Here is a 16198-nt window from a genome sequence, read left to right as displayed (position 1 = left end):
TGGTGGGGCGCGTCCGGCCTGGCCGGAGGCGCGGCCCTCGGCCCGGGCGCCGTCTACGCTGGCCGTCATGACTGACATCACCTCCCGTGCGCCGCAGGACGCGGCCCTCGTCTCCGCCGTCCGTGAGGCCGTCGAGGCCCGTTTCCCGACGACCCTCCAGACCCTCACCGACCTCGTGGCGATCCCGGGCATCGCCTGGGACTCCGCGGACCGCGCCCAGCTCGAGCGGTCCGCGGAGGCCGTCGCGGGCCTGCTGCGCGAGGCGGGCCTGCAGGATGTAGAGATTGTGTCCGAGATCCGCGACGACGGCCGGCCCGGCGGGCCGGCGGTGATCGGCGAGAAGCCCGGCACCTCTGACAAGCCCACTGTCTTGTTTTATGCCCATCATGACGTGCAGCCGATCGGGGACGAGGACCTCTGGGACACCCCGCCGCTCGTGGCCACCGAGCGCGGCGGGCGGCTGTACGGCCGCGGCGCCGCCGACGACAAGGCCGGCATCATGGTCCACCTCGCCGCCCTCGCCGCCCTGCGGGACGTCCTGCCCGACGCCGGCGTCGGCGTCCGCGTCTTCATCGAGGGCGAGGAGGAGGCCGGCTCGCCCACCTTCCGCACCTTCCTGGAGAAGCACCGGGCGCGCCTCGACGCCGACGCGATCGTGGTCGCGGACTCGTCCAACTGGGCTGTGGGGGAGCCAGCGCTGACCACCTCCCTGCGTGGGCTGGTGGACGGCACGGTGACCGTCCGGGTGCTCGACCACGCCGTGCACTCCGGCATGTTCGGCGGGCCGGTCCTGGACGCCGTCGTCCTGCTCTCGCGGCTGATCGCCACGCTCCACGACGCGGACGGCGCGGTCGCCGTGCCCGGCCTCGAGCCGCGGCAGACCGCGGGCCTGGACTACCCCGAGGACGTCTTCCGTGCGGACGCGGGCGTGCTGGACGGGGTGACCCTGGCCGGCCGCGGCCCGGTCGCGGACCGGCTGTGGAACGCTCCCGCGCTGAGCATCATCGGGATCGACGCGCCCTCGGTCGCGGAGTCCTCGAACACGATCCAGCCCGCGGCGCGCGCGAAGTTCTCGATGCGCCTGGGCCCCGGCATGGAGCCCGCGGAGGCCTTCGAGGCGCTGCGCACCCACCTGGAGGCGCAGTCCGCGGCGGTGCTCGGCGCGGAGATCACGGTCACCGCGGGGGAGTTCGGTCAGCCGTTCACGACGGACACCTCGGCCCCCGCCGCGGCCGCGATGATGGCCGCCCTGGAGGACGCCTGGGGCGTCGAGCCCCGGGCGATCGGCATGGGCGGCTCCATCCCGTTCACCGCGGACCTCGCCGAGGTCTTCCCGGAGGCCACCCTCCTCATCACGGGCGTGGAGGACCCGGACACGCGGGCGCACTCGGCCAACGAGTCGCTGCACATCGACGACTTCCAGCGGGCCGTCGTGGCCGAGGCGCTCTGGCTCGCGCGGCTCTCGGCGTGAGCGCCGCCCGGCCCGTCGGTGCGGCGGGCCGGGAATGCCCCGTGGGCGGCTAGTGTTGCCCGGGAGACCACACGCGCGTGACGGCCCCGTCCGCGCCCCATGATCTGAGGAGGTCACGATGGCTCTGTCCGCAGAGGAGACCGGCGTCGAGATCGGCGCAACCCAGGACGCCGAGGGCCTGCCCCCGCACGAGGTCGAGCTGACCGACGTGGCGGCCGGCAAGGTGCGCTCGCTGCTCGAGCAGGAGGGTCGCACGGACCTGCGGCTGCGCGTCGCCGTGCAGCCGGGCGGCTGCTCTGGCCTGATCTATCAGCTCTACTTCGACGAGCGCGTCCTCGACGGCGACACCGTCCGTGACTACGACGGGGTCGAGGTGATCGTCGACAAGATGAGCGTGCCCTATCTCATGGGCGCGACCATCGACTTCGAGGACACCATCTCGAAGCAGGGCTTCACGATCGACAACCCCAACGCGGGCGGCTCGTGCGCCTGCGGCGACTCCTTCCACTGATCTGCGGGCGCCCGGAGCGCCTCGGACCGCGAACCGGCGGGTCGGCCTCGGCCGGCCCGCCGTCGTCGTGCCCGGGCGTCGCACCCAGGATGCTCGGACCCGGCTCCCAGACACGATCGGCACGTGTCACGGTGCGGAGAATCCGCGCGTTTCGGCGTAGACTGGCTCTGAATCATCAGGGCATACCCGTGCTCCCTGCGAGGACGCTGCGAGAAGTCGCCGAATCGCCGGGGGAGCGGGGACGCCCCTCGCACACGAGATGAAGAGGAAGGCCGTCTGTGAGAGCACAGAATGACGCCGGACGTCGGACTCGCCGCCGCTGGACCGCCGGTGCCGTGGGCACCACGGCGCTCCTGGTGCTGACCGGCTGTTCGGCAGAGGTCCAGCGCGGCTGGTACCCCGGCACCCGGGACACCACCAACCACAACGCCCAGCTCACCGACCTGTGGGTGAACTCCTGGATCGCGGCCATGGTCGTCGGCCTGCTCGTCTGGGGCGCCATGATCTGGTGCATGGTGGCGTACCGCCGCCGCAAGAACGACCAGGGCTTCCCGAAGCAGACGGCCTACAACGTGCCGCTCGAGACCATGTTCACGGCCATCCCGATCCTGACGGTCTTCACCCTCTGGGGCTTCACCGACCGCGTCCAGACCGAGGTCGACCGCCCCGTGGACGACTCGCCGCTGACCGTCACCGTGTACGGCAAGCAGTGGTCCTGGGACTTCAACTACTCCTACGAGCAGGAGGACGGCGAGGTCATCGAGGCCCACTACTCCGGCATCCAGGCCCAGCTGGACGGCACCGAGGGCGTGCGTGACACCCTTCCGGTCCTGTACCTGCCGAATGACGTGCCGGTGCACTTCGAGCTGAAGTCCCGTGACGTGGTCCACTCCTTCTGGATCCCGCAGTTCCTCCAGAAGCGCGACATGGTGCCCGGCAAGACCAACCACCTGTACCTGACCCCCCAGGAGCTGGGCAGCTACGACGGCAAGTGCGCCGAGCTGTGCGGCGAGTTCCACTCCGAGATGCTCTTCAACGTGGAGGTCGTCGACGAGGCGGAGTTCGTCCAGCGCCTCGAGGAGATGGAGTCGGGTCAGGTGGGCGAAGAGTACAGCCGCAACCCCAACAACAACCCTGACGGCGCCGGGACGATGGAGCGCGATCTCCAGACCCCCCGCGGTGGAGGTAGCCACTGATGACCACTTACGAGTACGCAACGGATGAGGTGCGCTCACAGGCGCAGCCTCGTGTGGTGCCCCGTTCGCTGGGCAAGATCGTCGTCAGCTGGCTGACGACGACCGACCACAAGGTGCTCGGGTACATGTACCTGATCACGTCCTTCATCTTCTTCTGCATCGGCGGCGTCATGGCCCTCATGATCCGTGCGGAGCTCTTCGAGCCCGGCATGCAGATTCTGCAGACGAAGGAGCAGTACAACCAGCTGTTCACCATGCACGGCACGCTCATGCTGCTCATGTTCGCGACCCCGCTCTTCGTGGGCTTCGCCAACGTGCTGGTGCCGCTGCAGATCGGCGCTCCGGACGTGTCCTTCCCGCGTCTGAACGCCCTGGCGTTCTGGTTCTTCCTGTTCGGCTCGCTCATCGCGACCGCGGGCTTCCTCACCCCGCAGGGTGCGGCCTCGTTCGGCTGGTACGCCTACGCCCCGCTCTCCAACACCACGTTCTCGCCGGGTGTCGGCGGTGACCTCTGGGTGTTCGGCCTGGCCCTCCAGGGCTTCGGCACGATCATGGGCGGCGTCAACTTCATCACCACGATCCTGACGATGCGTGCCCCGGGCATGACGATGTGGCGCATGCCGATCTTCACCTGGAACACGCTCATCACCGGCATCCTGATCCTGATGGCGTTCCCGCCGCTGGCCGCCGCGCTCTTCGCGCTGGGCCTGGACCGTCGCTTCGGCGGCCACATCTTCAACCCGGAGAACGGCGGCGCCATCCTGTGGCAGCACCTCTTCTGGTTCTTCGGCCACCCCGAGGTGTACATCATCGCTCTGCCGTTCTTCGGCATCGTGTCGGAGATCATCCCGGTGTTCTCCCGCAAGCCGATCTTCGGCTACAAGTCCATCGTGTTCGCGACGACGGCGATCGGCGCCCTCTCCTTTTCCGTGTGGGCGCACCACATGTACGTGACCGGCTCCGTGCTCCTGCCGTTCTTCTCCGTGATGACCATGCTCATCGCGGTCCCGACGGGCGTGAAGTTCGTGAACTGGATCGGCACGATGTGGCGCGGTTCGATCACCTTCGAGAACCCGATGCTGTGGACGCTCGGCTTCATGGTCACCTTCCTCTTCGGTGGCCTGACCGGCGTCATCCTGGCGTCGCCGCCGCTGGACTTCCAGCTGAACGACACGTACTTTGTCGTGGCGCACTTCCACTACGTCGTCTTCGGCACCGTGGTGTTCGCGATGTTCGCCGGCTTCTTCTTCTGGTGGCCGAAGTTCACCGGCAAGATGCTGAACGAGCGTCTCGGCAAGATCCAGTTCTGGATGCTGTTCGTGGGCTTCCACGGCACGTTCCTGATCCAGCACTGGCTCGGCGTCACCGGCATGCCCCGTCGCTACGCGGACTACATGGTGGAGGACAGCTTCCACGCGATGAACGCGTTCTCCTCGGTCTTCTCCTTCGTCCTCGGCGCGTCGCTGATCCCGTTCTTCTGGAACGTGTACATCACCGCGCGCTACGGCAAGAAGGTCACCGTGGATGACCCGTGGGGCTTCGGCGGCTCGCTCGAGTGGGCCACCTCGTGCCCGCCCCCGCGGCACAACTTCCACTCGCTGCCGCGCATCCGCTCGGAGCGTCCGGCGCTGGACCTGCACCACCCGGAGCTCTTCCCGCACTCGCCTCAGCACACCACTGAGGCCTTCGGAGAGAAGGTGGCCCAGTGAAGGTCGCAGCGAATATCTTCTGGGTGATCGGCCTCTTCTTCGTGGGTGCCGGAACCCTCTACGGATTCTGGAACGAGTGGACCGAGTGGGCCGGCATCCCCGCGATCTACGCCCTGGGCGGGATGTCCTGGATGATCGCCTGGTACCTGAACGCCGCCGAGCGCAAGTACGGGGTCGGCCCCGCCGATGACGAGGACGGCCAGATCGTCGAGTACGCCGGCACCTACGGCACCTTCGCTCCCTGGAGCTGGTGGCCGCTGGGTCTCGGCCTCGCCTGCGCCATCATCGTGACCGGTCTGGCCGTCGGCTGGTGGGTCTTCGTCATCGGCATCATCGCTGGCGCCTACTTCACCTTCGGGTGGGTCTACGAGTTCTCTCGGGGCAAGTTCGCCCACTGACCCGACCGTCGTTCCAACGCCGCAGGCCGGATCCCCTCGGGGGTCCGGCCTGCGGCGTTTTCCTGTGCGATGAGGGCGGCCGGCCCGCCGTCGTGGCAGCCGGCCTGCCGCTCGACGTACACCGTGGCGGCGGATCTCCGCGACCTGTCTCGCCGCGTCGGGGGAAGCGGGAGCCGTGCACCACGAGCGCGCGTGCCGCGCAGCGGCGCTGGGCAGGCCACCCGACGTCGGCGCGTGCGTCGGCAGCCGCCCTGAGGGGCCCGGCGGCGATGCCCTGAGCCCTGCACGGCCGGGGAGCGGGCCGAACGACCCACGCGTGACGGCGACACGACGGCGGCCGCGCGCCTTGCACCCGCTCCGAGCGACCGGAGACCGCCGCGTCTCGTGAGAGGGGACAGGGCGCCGCTGACACACCTGGAGCCAGCCAGGCCCGGGGAGCGTCCCCACCGGGGTAGGGGGGGCCGACGGTGCTCGTCGTGGCCCGCCTCCGTCGCCGGCGCCTCGCGTCGCTTGGCCTCGCAGGTGCACGCCCGAGCAAGACCGGCGTCGCGGTGACAGACCGGTTCGTCCTCCCACGCCTCGTTCCGGGCCAAGCGGTGTGCCGGCCGTGAGCAAGCCTGCCGCCACCGTCTCAGGCGCGCGGCCGAGGTCCTTCAGCGGCAGGTGCACCCTGCCCTCGGCCCGCGGTGAGGACCCCCTGCGGCCTCTGGCGCCGGTCTTCCCGGGCCGGGGCGAGCACGCAGGCGGAGGATCCCGGCCCGGTGCCGCCACGTCCAACTGGGTCCGGGCGCAGCTGGCGGCGGGCAGAGTTGAGTCCCGCATAGTGGTGTAGCGCCCGGTGGTCGGGCACGTCGTCTCAGACGTGGACGCGGCCACCGTGTGATCCTTCGAGTGAACCTCTCACAGCACCCTCGAATGGAGTCATCACGATGACCGCTCCTCATATTCTCGACCCTGCCGGCCTGCTGAGCGAAGCCCTGTCCGAAGCGTCCCCGGACATGATGCGCCACTTGCTGCAGACCATGATCAACACCCTGCTCTCCGCCGATGCCGACGCGGTGGTCGGCGCCGAATGGGGCAAGCCCACCCCGACACGGTCCGCCCAGCGCAACGGGTACCGGCACCGGGACCTGGACACCCGGGTCGGCACGGTCGATGTAGCCATCCCGAAGCTGCGCTCTGGGACGTACTTCCCGGAGTGGCTGCTGGAACGCCGAAAGAGAGCGGAGTCGGCGCTGATCACCGTGGTGGCGGACTGCTACTTGGCCGGGGTGAGTACCCGGCGGATGGACAAGCTGGTCAAGACCCTGGGGATCAATGCCCTCTCCAAGTCCCAGGTCTCCAGGATGGCCGCGGACCTGGATGAACACGTGGAGTCCTTCCGCCACCGGCCCCTGGATGAGGCCGGTCCGTTCACGTTCGTGGCCGCGGACGCGCTGACGATGAAGGTCCGCGAGGGCGGGCGGGTGGTCAACGCGGTGGTGCTGCTGGCTACCGGGGTCAACGGTGACGGCCACCGCGAGGTCCTGGGGATGCGCGTGGCGACCAGTGAGACCGGTGCGGCGTGGAACGAGTTCTTCGCTGACCTCGTGGCCCGGGGCCTGGCCGGGGTTCGCCTGGTCACCAGTGACGCCCATGCCGGGCTCAAGGACGCCATCGCCGCCAACCTGCCCGGCGCCACCTGGCAGCGGTGCCGGACCCACTACGCGGCGAACCTGATGGGCATCACCCCGAAGTCCATGTGGCCGGCGGTGAAGGCCATGCTCCACTCGGTCTACGACCAGCCCGACGCCACGGCGGTGAACGCGCAGTTCGATCGGCTGCTGGACTACGTGAGCGAGAAGCTCCCGGCGGTGGCCGAGCACCTCGGTGATGCCCGGGCGGACATCCTGGCCTTCACGACGTTCCCGAAGGACGTCTGGACGCAGGTCTGGTCGAACAACCCGGCCGAGCGGCTCAACCGGGAGATCCGCCGTCGCACCGACGCGGTGGGCATCTTCCCCAACCGGGCGGCCATCGTCAGGCTAGTGGGTGCGGTGCTGGCCGAGCAGACCGACGAATGGGCCGAAGGGCGCCGCTACCTCGGCCTCGAGGTCCTCGCCCGCTGCCGCCTCACCCCCGTCGAGGACACCGGAAGCGAGGTGGGCACCGACACCGACACTGCCCTCGAGCTCAGCGCCTGACAACCCCAACGAAGGATCCAACCGCTACACCACCACAAGGGGCTTGACCGCGGGCAGACGCAGCGGACGCTACAGGGGGGCAGTGGCGTGCACGAGCTTGGCCCGAGCGCGGAGTTCCCTCCGAGACTGACCGGACGTCGCAGCACCCACCCCGTGGCGGGACGCCGGGTCGCCTACTCTGAGCCCGCGTGGGAGGAACGCCGCGTGAGGACCCAGAGCATCGACGGCGCCCGCCTCCGGCCGTCTCTCGGGATGCCCCCGAAGAACGCCACCTGCGTCCGCCCAGCATCCGCCGTCGCGGACCGGCGGACGCACGCCTGTCCGTGCCCGAACCGACCGGCCGCGGCGAGCGAGGCGCACCACTTTGCTCACGCCCACCCGAGGTGGCCGCCGAACGAGGACCCCGCAGTGCAGGTCGCCGACTCGGCACGTCGGGGGGGGGCGCTGGGCCCCCTCAGGGCGCCCGCTGCGGCCGTGGGCGGGCTCTCCCTCGATGGCCGCGGCGGCCCGCCTCCCGGGACGCCGAAGGGCCCCGCGCACCGTGGTGCGCGGGGCCCTTCGTCAGAGGATCAGCCGACCGGGGTCAGCGCTCCAGACGAGGAGCGTCCGAGCCGTGTCCGAGCTCGACGGGGTGCTCCTCGTGGCCGTGCTGGCCGTGGGTGCGGGCCTCCACCAGCTCCTCGCGGGAGACCGGGGCGACGCGCTCCTGGTAGAACATGCGGTTCAGGCCGGCACGGGCCTTCTCCAGCGCTCCCACCTTGCCGTTGCGGCCGGGGATGGCCGGCACCGGGCGACGGTCCTCGAAGGCCACCAGGCGGTACAGCTCGTAGTCGGTGAGCGGGCGGTGACGCTCGTGGAAGCCGCCCTCGGGGGACATCTCGATGACGCCGGCCTCGTGGCCGTGGAGCACCAGCTCACGGTCCTTGCGCTGCAGGGACAGGCAGATGCGGCGGGTCACGATGAAGGCGATCACCGGGCCGAGGAAGAACAGCGCGCGCAACACGTACAGCACGTCGTTCAGGGAGAGGTGGAAGTGGGTGGCGATGAGGTCCGAGGAGGCGGCCGCCCACATGACGCAGTACCAGACGACGGCGGCCACGCCGATGCCCGTGCGGGCCGGAGCGTTGCGCGGACGGTCGAGGAGGTGGTGCTCGGTGTCGTCCTTCGTGATCCACCGCTCGATCCAGGGCCAGGCGCACATGCCGACGAGCAGGACGCCGACCGGGATCAGCGGCACGAGCACGCCCATGGGCAGCGACACCGAGGAGCCCCACGGCATCGGGATGTTCCAGAGGAAGGAGTAGTCGCCGATCATGCCCGGCATGAGGCGCAGGGCGCCGTCGAACACGCCGATGTACCAGTCGGGCTGGGTGCCGGCCTGCACCGGGGACGGATCGTACGGACCGTAGTTCCAGTTGGCGTTGATCGTCACCGTGGAGGCGATGAGCGCGAGCACACCGAACACGATGAAGAAGAAGCCGCCGGCCTTGGCCGCGTACACGGGGCCCACCGGATAGCCGACCACGTTGTCCTCGGTGCGGCCCGGGCCCGGGTACTGGGTGTGCTTGTGCACGACGACCATGAACAGGTGGATGCCGATGAGCAGCAGGATGGCGGCCGGCACGATCATGATGTGCAGGGCGTACAGGCGGCCGATGACCGAGTGGCCGGGGAACTCGCCGCCGAAGAAGAAGGCGGAGAGGTACGTGCCGACCAGCGGCAGGGACTTCAGGATGCCGTCGATGATGCGCAGGCCGTTGCCGGAGAGCACCTCGTCGGGCAGGGAGTAGCCGGTGAAGCCGGCGGCCCAGCCGGCCATCAGCAGGAAGCAGCCGACCAGCCAGTTCAGCTCACGGGGGCGACGGAACGCGCCGGTGAAGAACACGCGCAGCATGTGGACGGACATGGCCGCCACGAACATCAGCGCCGCCCAGTGGTGCAGCTGCCGCATGAACAGACCGCCGCGCACGTCGAACGAGATGTCGAGGGTCGAAGCGTAGGCCGCGGACATCTCGATGCCGCGCAGCGGGGCATAGGCCCCGTTGTAGACGACCTCCGACATGGAGGGGTCGAAGAAGAACGTGAGGAACGCGCCGGACAGCAGCAGGATGACGAAGCTGTACAGGGCGACCTCGCCGAACATGAACGTCCAGTGGTCCGGGAAGATCTTGCGGGCGAAGAACTTCACGATCGGCGACATCCCCGTGCGGGTGTCGACGAAGTTCGCGATGCGGCCGGTCGAGGTCGCCGGCTGGAACTCATTCACGGTGGTGCTCATAGGTGTCAGCCACGCTCCCAGTAGACAGGCCCGACGGGCTCATGGAAATCGCTCTGGGCCACGAGGAAGCCCTCGTCGTCCACGGTGATAGGCAGCTGCGGCAGCGCGTGGCTGGCCGGGCCGAAGATGACCTTGCACTCCTGCGTCAGGTCGAAGGTCGACTGGTGGCAGGGGCAGAGCAGGTGGTGGGTGTGCTGCTCGTACAGGGCGATCGGGCAGCCCACGTGCGTGCAGACCTTGGAGTAGGCGAAGATGCCGTCCACGTTCCAGTCCTCGCGACCCGGGGTGATCCTCACCTTGGCGGGGTCCAGGCGCATGAGCAGGACGACGGCCTTGGCCTTCTGGTTGAGCTTGTCGGGGCCCAGATCGTTCAGGCCGTCGGGGATGACGTGCACGGCCGAGCCGAGCGTGACGTCCGAGGCCTTGATGGGGGAGCCGGTGGGGTCGCGCACGAGGCGCACGCCCTCGGCCCACATGGTGTGGCGCAGACGCTCAGGGCCGAAGTTGTGAGCCTCCTGGTCCGAGAAATTGTCCGAGTCGTCCAGATCGCGGAACACGGCGATGAACGGCAGGGGGGCCAGCAGGGCGGCGCCGATCAGGGTGTTGCGCAGCAGGGGGCGGCGCTTGATCTGCGACTCGTCCAGGATCTCGGAGATCATCCCGGTGGCGGCCACGCGGTCGTCCTCCGAGCGGATCTCATGACGGTCCTCGACGGTCTCGTGGTCCGGCATCAGGGTCTTGGCCCAATGCACCACGCCGATGCCGATGCCGAACATGGCGAGGGCGGTGCCCAGGCCGAGCAGCAGGTTCTGCAGGTAGATCTTGCTGAACGCCTCACCGTTGCCGATCTGCCCCACGCCGAAATAGCCGATGAAGAAGAGCACCGTGCCCACGATGGAGATGAGGAACATGACCGAGACCTGACGCTCGGCGCGCTTCGCAGCCTTCGGATCCTCATCGGCCAGACGCGGACGGTGCGGAGGCAGGCCCGGGTCGTCGATCGCGTACCGGGGCGCGTCCTCGCCGGCGTGCTCGAGGGAACCCGAGCGGCGCTCGGTCCCTTCAAGGCCTTTCTCGCCCATATGTCCTGTTTCCTTTACTCGAGTGATGAATGTCGATGACGGGTGGTCGGCGCGCCTGCGCCGACGGGATCAGGAGGACCGGCTGGTGAGCCAGACCATGAAGCCGATGATCAGCGCCAGGCCCGCGGTCCAGATGAACAGGCCCTCGGAGACGGGGCCGAGCGAGCCGAGGGCGAGGCCGCCGGGGGAGCCCTGGTTCTCGATGGTCTTCAGGTAGGCGATGATGTCGCGCTTGTCCTCGGGCTTGATGTTCGAGTCGGAGAACACCGGCATGTTCTGCGGGCCGGTCTCCATGGCCTCGTAGATGTGCTTCTCCTCCACGCCCTGCAGGGAGGGGGCGTACTTGCCGCGGGTGAGCGCACCGCCGGCCGCAGCCGCGTTGTGGCACATGGCGCAGTTGATGCGGAACAGGTCGCCGCCGCGGGTGATGTCCACATCCTCGTGGTTCACATCCAGGTACTCGTCCTCGGGGACGGCGGGGCCGGCGCCCAGCGAGGCGACGTAGGCGGCGAGCTGCGCCGTCTGCTCGTCGTTGAACTGGTTCGGCTTGACCTGGGCCTGCGGGCCGTTCATCTGCATCGGCATGCGGCCGGTGCCCACCTGGAAGTCGACGGAGGCGGCGCCGACACCGATCAGGGACGGGCCGGAGGGACCCCCCGCGGCACCCGTGCCGTGGCACGAGGCGCAGTTCGCGTTGAAGAGCTTCTCGCCCTCGGAGATGTCATCAGCCGAGGCGGCCGCGGTGACCTGCGTGGCCGCCTGCGCCTGGTTCACGGTGCTCGCGACGGAGTACAGTCCGCCGGTCACCAGGAGTCCCAGCAGGAGGAGCGCCAGCCCCATCAGGGGATGGCGTCGGTTCTGCGAAAGTGCCTTCACGAGGGTTTCCTATCGTTCTCTTCCGGGGCGGGCCGCTCATGCTGCCGGCCCGAGCCTGAAGTCGGTGCGGTGAGTGGGGGTCGTCTTACTTCAGGAAGTAGACGATGAAGAACAGGGCGATCCAGACGACGTCCACGAAGTGCCAGTAGTAGGACACGACGATCGCCGACGTCGCCTCGTGGTGGCCGAAGCGGCGGGCCATGTAGGCGCGGCCGATGATGAAGAGGAACGCGATCAGGCCGCCGGTCACGTGGATGGCGTGGAAGCCGGTGGTGATGTAGAACGCCGAGCCGTACGCGTTCGCCGCGACGGTCACACCCTCGGAGACGAGGACCGCGTACTCGTAGGACTGCACCGCCACGAAGATCGAGCCCATGATGAAGGTCAGGATGAACCACTCGACCATGCCCCACTTCCCGAACTGCAGGAAGCCGCCGGTGCGGCGGGGCTGAAGGCGCTCGGCGGCGAGGACGCCGAACTGGGCGGTGACGGAGGAGAGCACCAGGATCGTCGTGTTCACCGCGGCGAGCGGGACGTTGAGGATCGCGGTGTGCTCGGCCCAGAGCTCCGGAGACGTGGAGCGAAGGGTGAAGTACATGGCGAAGAGCCCACCGAAGAACATGAGCTCGCTGGCAAGCCACACCATGGTCCCGACCTGCACCATGTTCGGCCGGCTCGGGAGCCCCGTGGTGGGCTGATGGAGAGTGGGGTTAGCTGTGGTCACCCAGCCATTATGGCCCCAAACACCGCCCGGGCGGTAAATCGAACCTACCGTGTCACAGGACAGGTCGTCAGCACCGTCGGGGGGTTTCAGTGTCAGTCGGGGGCTGGCGTCCAGGGGATGTCCAGGTTCACGGCGGGCGGCGCATGACACGACGCGGTGCCGGGTGCGGCCGGGCCGCTAGGCTCAGTGCGTGAGCACCCCCGAGAACACCGCAGCAGTCCTGGGGACCTCCTGGCCGGAGGTCTTCCGCGCCCTCACCGTCGGTGAGGACCTCAGCGACGACGTCGCCGCGTGGGCCATGGGGGAGATGATGGCCGGCGATGCCACCGAGGGGCAGGTGGGCGGATTCCTCCTCGCCCTGGCCGCCAAGGGGGTGACGGTGCCGGAGCTGCGCGGCCTGACCGAGGCGATGGTCCAGGCGGCGAACCCGGTGCACGTGCCGGGGGAGACCCTCGACGTCGTGGGCACGGGTGGCGACCGCCTGGGCACCGTGAACCTCTCCACGATGTCCTCGCTCGTGGCCGCCGGTGCGGGCGCGCGGATCGTCAAGCACGGGAACCGCGGCGCCTCGTCCACCGCCGGCGCGGCCGACGTGATCGAGGCCCTCGGCGTGGACCTGTCCATGCCGACCCGGAAGGCCGAGGAGTGCGCCGAGGCCGTGGGCATCACGTTCCTCTTCGCCCAGAACTACCACCCGTCCATGAAGTACGTGGCCCCGGTGCGCAAGCAGCTCGGCGTGCCCACCGTGTTCAACTTCCTCGGCCCCCTGAGCAATCCGGCGCAGGTCACCGCCCAGGCCCTGGGCTGCTCGAGCCAGGCCATGGTCCCGCTGCTCGCGCAGGTGCTCGCGGACCGGGGGGTGCGCGGCTTCGTCTTCCGCGGGGCGGACGGCCGGGACAAGATCACGACGTCGGGGCCGTCGACCGTCATGGAGGTCCGGGACGGTGTGCGCACCCACGAGCTCGACCCCCGGGAGCTGGGCATCGACCTGGCCCCCGTCCAGGCCCTGGCCGGGCGGGACGGTGCCTACAATGCGACCCTCGTCCGCGCTCTGCTGGCGGGGGAGAAGGGTCCGATCCGCGACGCCGTCCTCCTCAACGCGGCCGCGGGCCTGACGGCCTGGGACCGTGGCGCGGACGCGCCGCTGATGGAGCGGCTGGCGGCCAACATGGCGCGGGCCGCCGAGTCGATCGACTCCGGCGCCGCGCGTGACGTCCTGGACCGCTGGGTCGCCTTCTCCCGGTCCTGATGGTGCGACGACGGGCCCTCACCGCCGAGGTGGGGCCCGTCGTCGAGAAGACGCTCAGGAGTCGAAGCCGAGCGCCCATCCCTCGCCGAGGTCCTCGGACGAGTAGGCCCGGAAGGCCAGCATGGTCTCGGTGTCCTGGATCCCGTCGACCTTGGAGAGGTGGTCGGCGATCACGTCGGCGAGGTCCTCGTAGCGGCGCACCTTGACCATCGCCACCAGGTCCCACGCGCCGGTCACGGAGTAGACAGACCCGACCCCCTCGAGCGCGGCGAGGGTCTCGGCGGTCTCCGGGATACTGGATTTGTCGGTCTTGATCAAGACGATGGCGGTGACCACGGGCGGTCCTCATTTCCTCGATGCTGTGGGGCCGGTGTCCCCGACGATCCTAGCTGCGCGCCGGCTCCTCACCTCCGGGTGCGGCGCACCAGCCAGGCGGTCACTGCCCGGCGGCCCAGGAGCAGGACGCCCAGCACCCCGAGCGCCACGAGCACGAAGGACACCGGTGCGCCACCGAGGCCGAAGGCCACGCGCAGGAGCATCCCGACCGCCACGGTCCCCAGCCAGACGATCACGCCGTGGGGCCACGCGCGGGCCCACGTCCGGTGTCCGGCGGTCACCCCGGTCATGAGCAGGAGGCCCGCGAGGAACGGCGCCGCCGTGACCAGCAGACCCAGCGGGCCGCGCTCCGTGGAGTGCTGCCCCTGGCCCAGGGCCACGAAGAGGAGGGTGAGCAGGAGGTCGACGGCAAGCGCCGGCAGGGCGCCGCGCGGGTCACGGTGCTCGGCGGGCGCGGCACGACGGGCGGTGGGGGAGGACGTCATGCATCCAGTCTGGCCCACCGCGGAGGATCGGCGCGGAGCGCCCGCTCGAGGGAGTCTGTGGACGGGACCTACGACAAAATCCCATCTTTGTCGGAGCTAGGCTCTCCGTATGGTGTCCGTGCATCTGGTGCCCATCCGACCGACCGCCGCCACGGCCGACGACGCCCAGCGTCTGTCAGCCGCGCTGCTCGACGATCCCCGCCCGGGCGCAGCTGTGATCTCGGCCGCGTGGCATATCGACGAAACCGATGCGGCGCCGGGCGACGGCGAGCTGGCCGTCACTCTCGACGGCATGGCGGCGGGGGTGGGCCTGGCACTGTGGGCCGTGCGGTCTGGGTCCTGGGCGGTGCTGCTGGATACAGAGGGCAACTACGACAAGCAGTCAGCCTTGTCACATATCACAGCCGGGGAGCGGCGCCGCGCCCGGCGGGCACCGGGACGGCTGGTGCTGCCGCACGGACGACGCCCGGGCCGCGCCTCGGAGACCGGCCGAGAGGCTGATCTGCGCTGTGCAGAGGCCACCCTGCAGCTGGTCGCCACGGTTGAACGGCGCCGGTCCGATGACCAGCATGCGGCGGGGCGGCTGGTCGAAGCCGGCGCCAGTCAGCGAGAGGCGGCGGCGGAGCTCGGGATCAGTCAGCAGGCCGTCCATTCCCGGTTGCGGCACGGGCTCTGGCACGAGAGCCGGACGGCGGTGGCGGCTGTCCTGCCGTTGCTGGAGCGGCTGTCCGCAGACCCGGGGGAGTGAACCCCGGCACGCGGTGTCGGTGCCGCCCGGCGCGACCTCCTGGGCCAGGTCCCGACGCGGCGCGTGCCGTGCAGGCGGCCTCCGAAGGGGAGGCGAAGAACGGGCTAGTTGACATAATGTACATTATCGGCGCACCACAGAACGGCAGGCGGGGCGCCGCGCGGCGGGTCTCGCGCGTAGCCTGGACCCATGACGATCATGACCGACCAGCGCGTCCACCGTGTGGGCGGTGTTCTGGGTGAACCTGCTCACCGGGTGGACCGTCCTCGGCTGGTGCATCGCGCTGTACATGTCGCTCACCAGCCATCGCCGGCTGCGGTCCTGGGGTCCGCGCGGCCTCTGACCGCGCGGACCGCCCCTCAGGTAAGACGCGCGACGACGGCCCGCACACCGTCTCCCTCGGCGATGAGGCACCGCGGGCCGTCGACGTCCGCCTCGCCCGTCTCCGACAGCTCGACCGGCACCTCGAGCTCCCCCGTCGCATCGGCGCCGATCACGCGGAGGGTGAGATCCGGGGCGCGCGTCTCGAGGTAGGTCCCGGACTCGTCATGCATCTCGAGCCGGGCCTGCGGGATCTCGCCGCGCACGGCGGCCGCGAGGATACGGCGCGCGTCCGGGTCGGTGGCGGCGTCCACGACCCAGCGGTGTCCCAGGACGGAGTGCTCCACCTCGGCCACGACGTCCCCCTCGGCGGGTGCGTCGCCTCGGTAGGCGAACGCAGTCTGGTAGAGCCGGTCCCCCACGCGCACGAGCATCGACTCGACGCCGATCTCGCCGGTGGGATCGTCGAACCGGTACGAGCCGACCTTCTCGGCGGTCACGTCCTCGGGCAGTCCGTGCGCCACGAGGCGGCGGCGGATCCATTCGGGCTTGTCCGGGTCCAGGCGTGCGGTGTAGATGAGAGCCATGCCCCGACCGTAGCCCCGACGTCGTCCGCCCGGGAGGGCCCGCC

The 16198-nt window shown here is 69.7% G+C and carries 16 protein-coding genes; 9 read left to right on the top strand and 7 right to left on the bottom strand.

Features of this window, described 5'->3' with window-relative positions:
- The first annotated feature begins 67 nt into the window (after positions 1-67).
- From B1A86_RS06025 to B1A86_RS06000, 6 genes are all read left to right on the top strand, one after another.
- Positions 68-1471: a dipeptidase gene (locus tag B1A86_RS06025; RefSeq protein WP_138976800.1), complete on the top strand. Its 1404-nt coding sequence runs from the start codon at positions 68-70 to the stop codon at positions 1469-1471.
- A gap of 118 nt (positions 1472-1589) precedes the next feature.
- Complete coding sequence (gene erpA, locus B1A86_RS06020; protein WP_002854644.1) at positions 1590-1982, top strand: iron-sulfur cluster insertion protein ErpA; 393 nt, start codon at positions 1590-1592, stop codon at positions 1980-1982.
- 335 nt (positions 1983-2317) lie between these two features.
- Positions 2318-3178 (top strand): cytochrome c oxidase subunit II, encoded by an 861-nt coding sequence (gene coxB, locus B1A86_RS06015; protein ID WP_078025458.1) that lies wholly within the window; start codon positions 2318-2320, stop codon positions 3176-3178.
- Positions 3178-4887: a cytochrome c oxidase subunit I gene (ctaD, locus tag B1A86_RS06010; RefSeq protein ID WP_078025457.1), complete on the top strand. Its 1710-nt coding sequence runs from the start codon at positions 3178-3180 to the stop codon at positions 4885-4887. Before coxB ends, ctaD begins: the two co-directional genes overlap by 1 nt.
- Complete coding sequence (locus B1A86_RS06005; RefSeq protein ID WP_078025456.1) at positions 4884-5285, top strand: cytochrome c oxidase subunit 4; 402 nt, start codon at positions 4884-4886, stop codon at positions 5283-5285. Before ctaD ends, B1A86_RS06005 begins: the two co-directional genes overlap by 4 nt.
- Positions 5286-6214: 929 nt before the next feature.
- Complete coding sequence (locus tag B1A86_RS06000; RefSeq protein WP_041103000.1) at positions 6215-7468, top strand: IS256 family transposase; 1254 nt, start codon at positions 6215-6217, stop codon at positions 7466-7468.
- A 583-nt stretch (positions 7469-8051) separates the two neighbouring features.
- On the opposite strand, the gene B1A86_RS05995 is transcribed toward B1A86_RS06000, so the two are convergent.
- The 4 genes from B1A86_RS05995 to B1A86_RS05980 all read right to left on the bottom strand — a co-directional run bounded on the left by B1A86_RS05995 (position 8052) and on the right by B1A86_RS05980 (position 12368).
- Positions 8052-9746 carry a cytochrome bc complex cytochrome b subunit gene (locus B1A86_RS05995; RefSeq protein ID WP_078025532.1) on the bottom strand — a complete coding sequence of 565 codons (1695 nt, stop codon included), beginning with the start codon at positions 9744-9746 and terminating at the stop codon, positions 8052-8054.
- A gap of 5 nt (positions 9747-9751) precedes the next feature.
- Positions 9752-10828: a ubiquinol-cytochrome c reductase iron-sulfur subunit gene (locus B1A86_RS05990; RefSeq protein ID WP_078025533.1), complete on the bottom strand. Its 1077-nt coding sequence runs from the start codon at positions 10826-10828 to the stop codon at positions 9752-9754.
- A gap of 69 nt (positions 10829-10897) precedes the next feature.
- On the bottom strand, positions 10898-11704 hold the full coding sequence (locus B1A86_RS05985) for a cytochrome c (RefSeq protein WP_036315101.1): 807 nt from the start codon (positions 11702-11704) through the stop codon (positions 10898-10900).
- 85 nt (positions 11705-11789) lie between these two features.
- Entirely contained in the window at positions 11790-12368 is a 579-nt protein-coding gene (locus B1A86_RS05980) for a cytochrome c oxidase subunit 3 (protein WP_020625607.1), read from the bottom strand.
- A gap of 250 nt (positions 12369-12618) precedes the next feature.
- On the opposite strand from B1A86_RS05980, the gene trpD reads away from it, so the two are divergent.
- A complete protein-coding gene (trpD, locus tag B1A86_RS05975; protein ID WP_078025534.1) occupies positions 12619-13677 on the top strand; it encodes an anthranilate phosphoribosyltransferase in 1059 nt (352 codons plus the stop codon).
- Positions 13678-13731: 54 nt separating this feature from the next.
- Here the strand turns inward: trpD and B1A86_RS05970 are convergent, their stop codons facing one another.
- Positions 13732-14013, bottom strand: coding sequence for an Lrp/AsnC family transcriptional regulator (locus tag B1A86_RS05970; protein ID WP_078025535.1), 282 nt, complete (start codon positions 14011-14013; stop codon positions 13732-13734).
- Between the two features lie 68 nt (positions 14014-14081).
- On the bottom strand, positions 14082-14498 hold the full coding sequence (locus B1A86_RS05965; protein ID WP_078025536.1) for a DUF3054 domain-containing protein: 417 nt from the start codon (positions 14496-14498) through the stop codon (positions 14082-14084).
- A gap of 109 nt (positions 14499-14607) precedes the next feature.
- On the opposite strand from B1A86_RS05965, the gene B1A86_RS05960 reads away from it, so the two are divergent.
- Positions 14608-15246: a hypothetical protein gene (locus B1A86_RS05960; RefSeq protein WP_078025537.1), complete on the top strand. Its 639-nt coding sequence runs from the start codon at positions 14608-14610 to the stop codon at positions 15244-15246.
- Between the two features lie 229 nt (positions 15247-15475).
- Entirely contained in the window at positions 15476-15589 is a 114-nt protein-coding gene (locus B1A86_RS05955; protein WP_246836808.1) for a superinfection immunity protein, read from the top strand.
- Positions 15590-15605: 16 nt separating this feature from the next.
- Here B1A86_RS05955 and B1A86_RS05950 read toward each other — a convergent pair whose 3' ends face one another.
- Complete coding sequence (locus B1A86_RS05950; protein ID WP_049147365.1) at positions 15606-16154, bottom strand: hypothetical protein; 549 nt, start codon at positions 16152-16154, stop codon at positions 15606-15608.
- Between the last annotated feature and the right edge of the window lie 44 nt (positions 16155-16198).

The organism is Micrococcus sp. KBS0714, from assembly GCF_002008305.4.
In the GTDB taxonomy this organism is placed as follows: domain Bacteria; phylum Actinomycetota; class Actinomycetes; order Actinomycetales; family Micrococcaceae; genus Micrococcus; species Micrococcus luteus.
The sequence above is the reverse complement of the archived record's forward strand: the minus strand, read 5'-3'. Positions and strand labels throughout refer to the sequence as shown.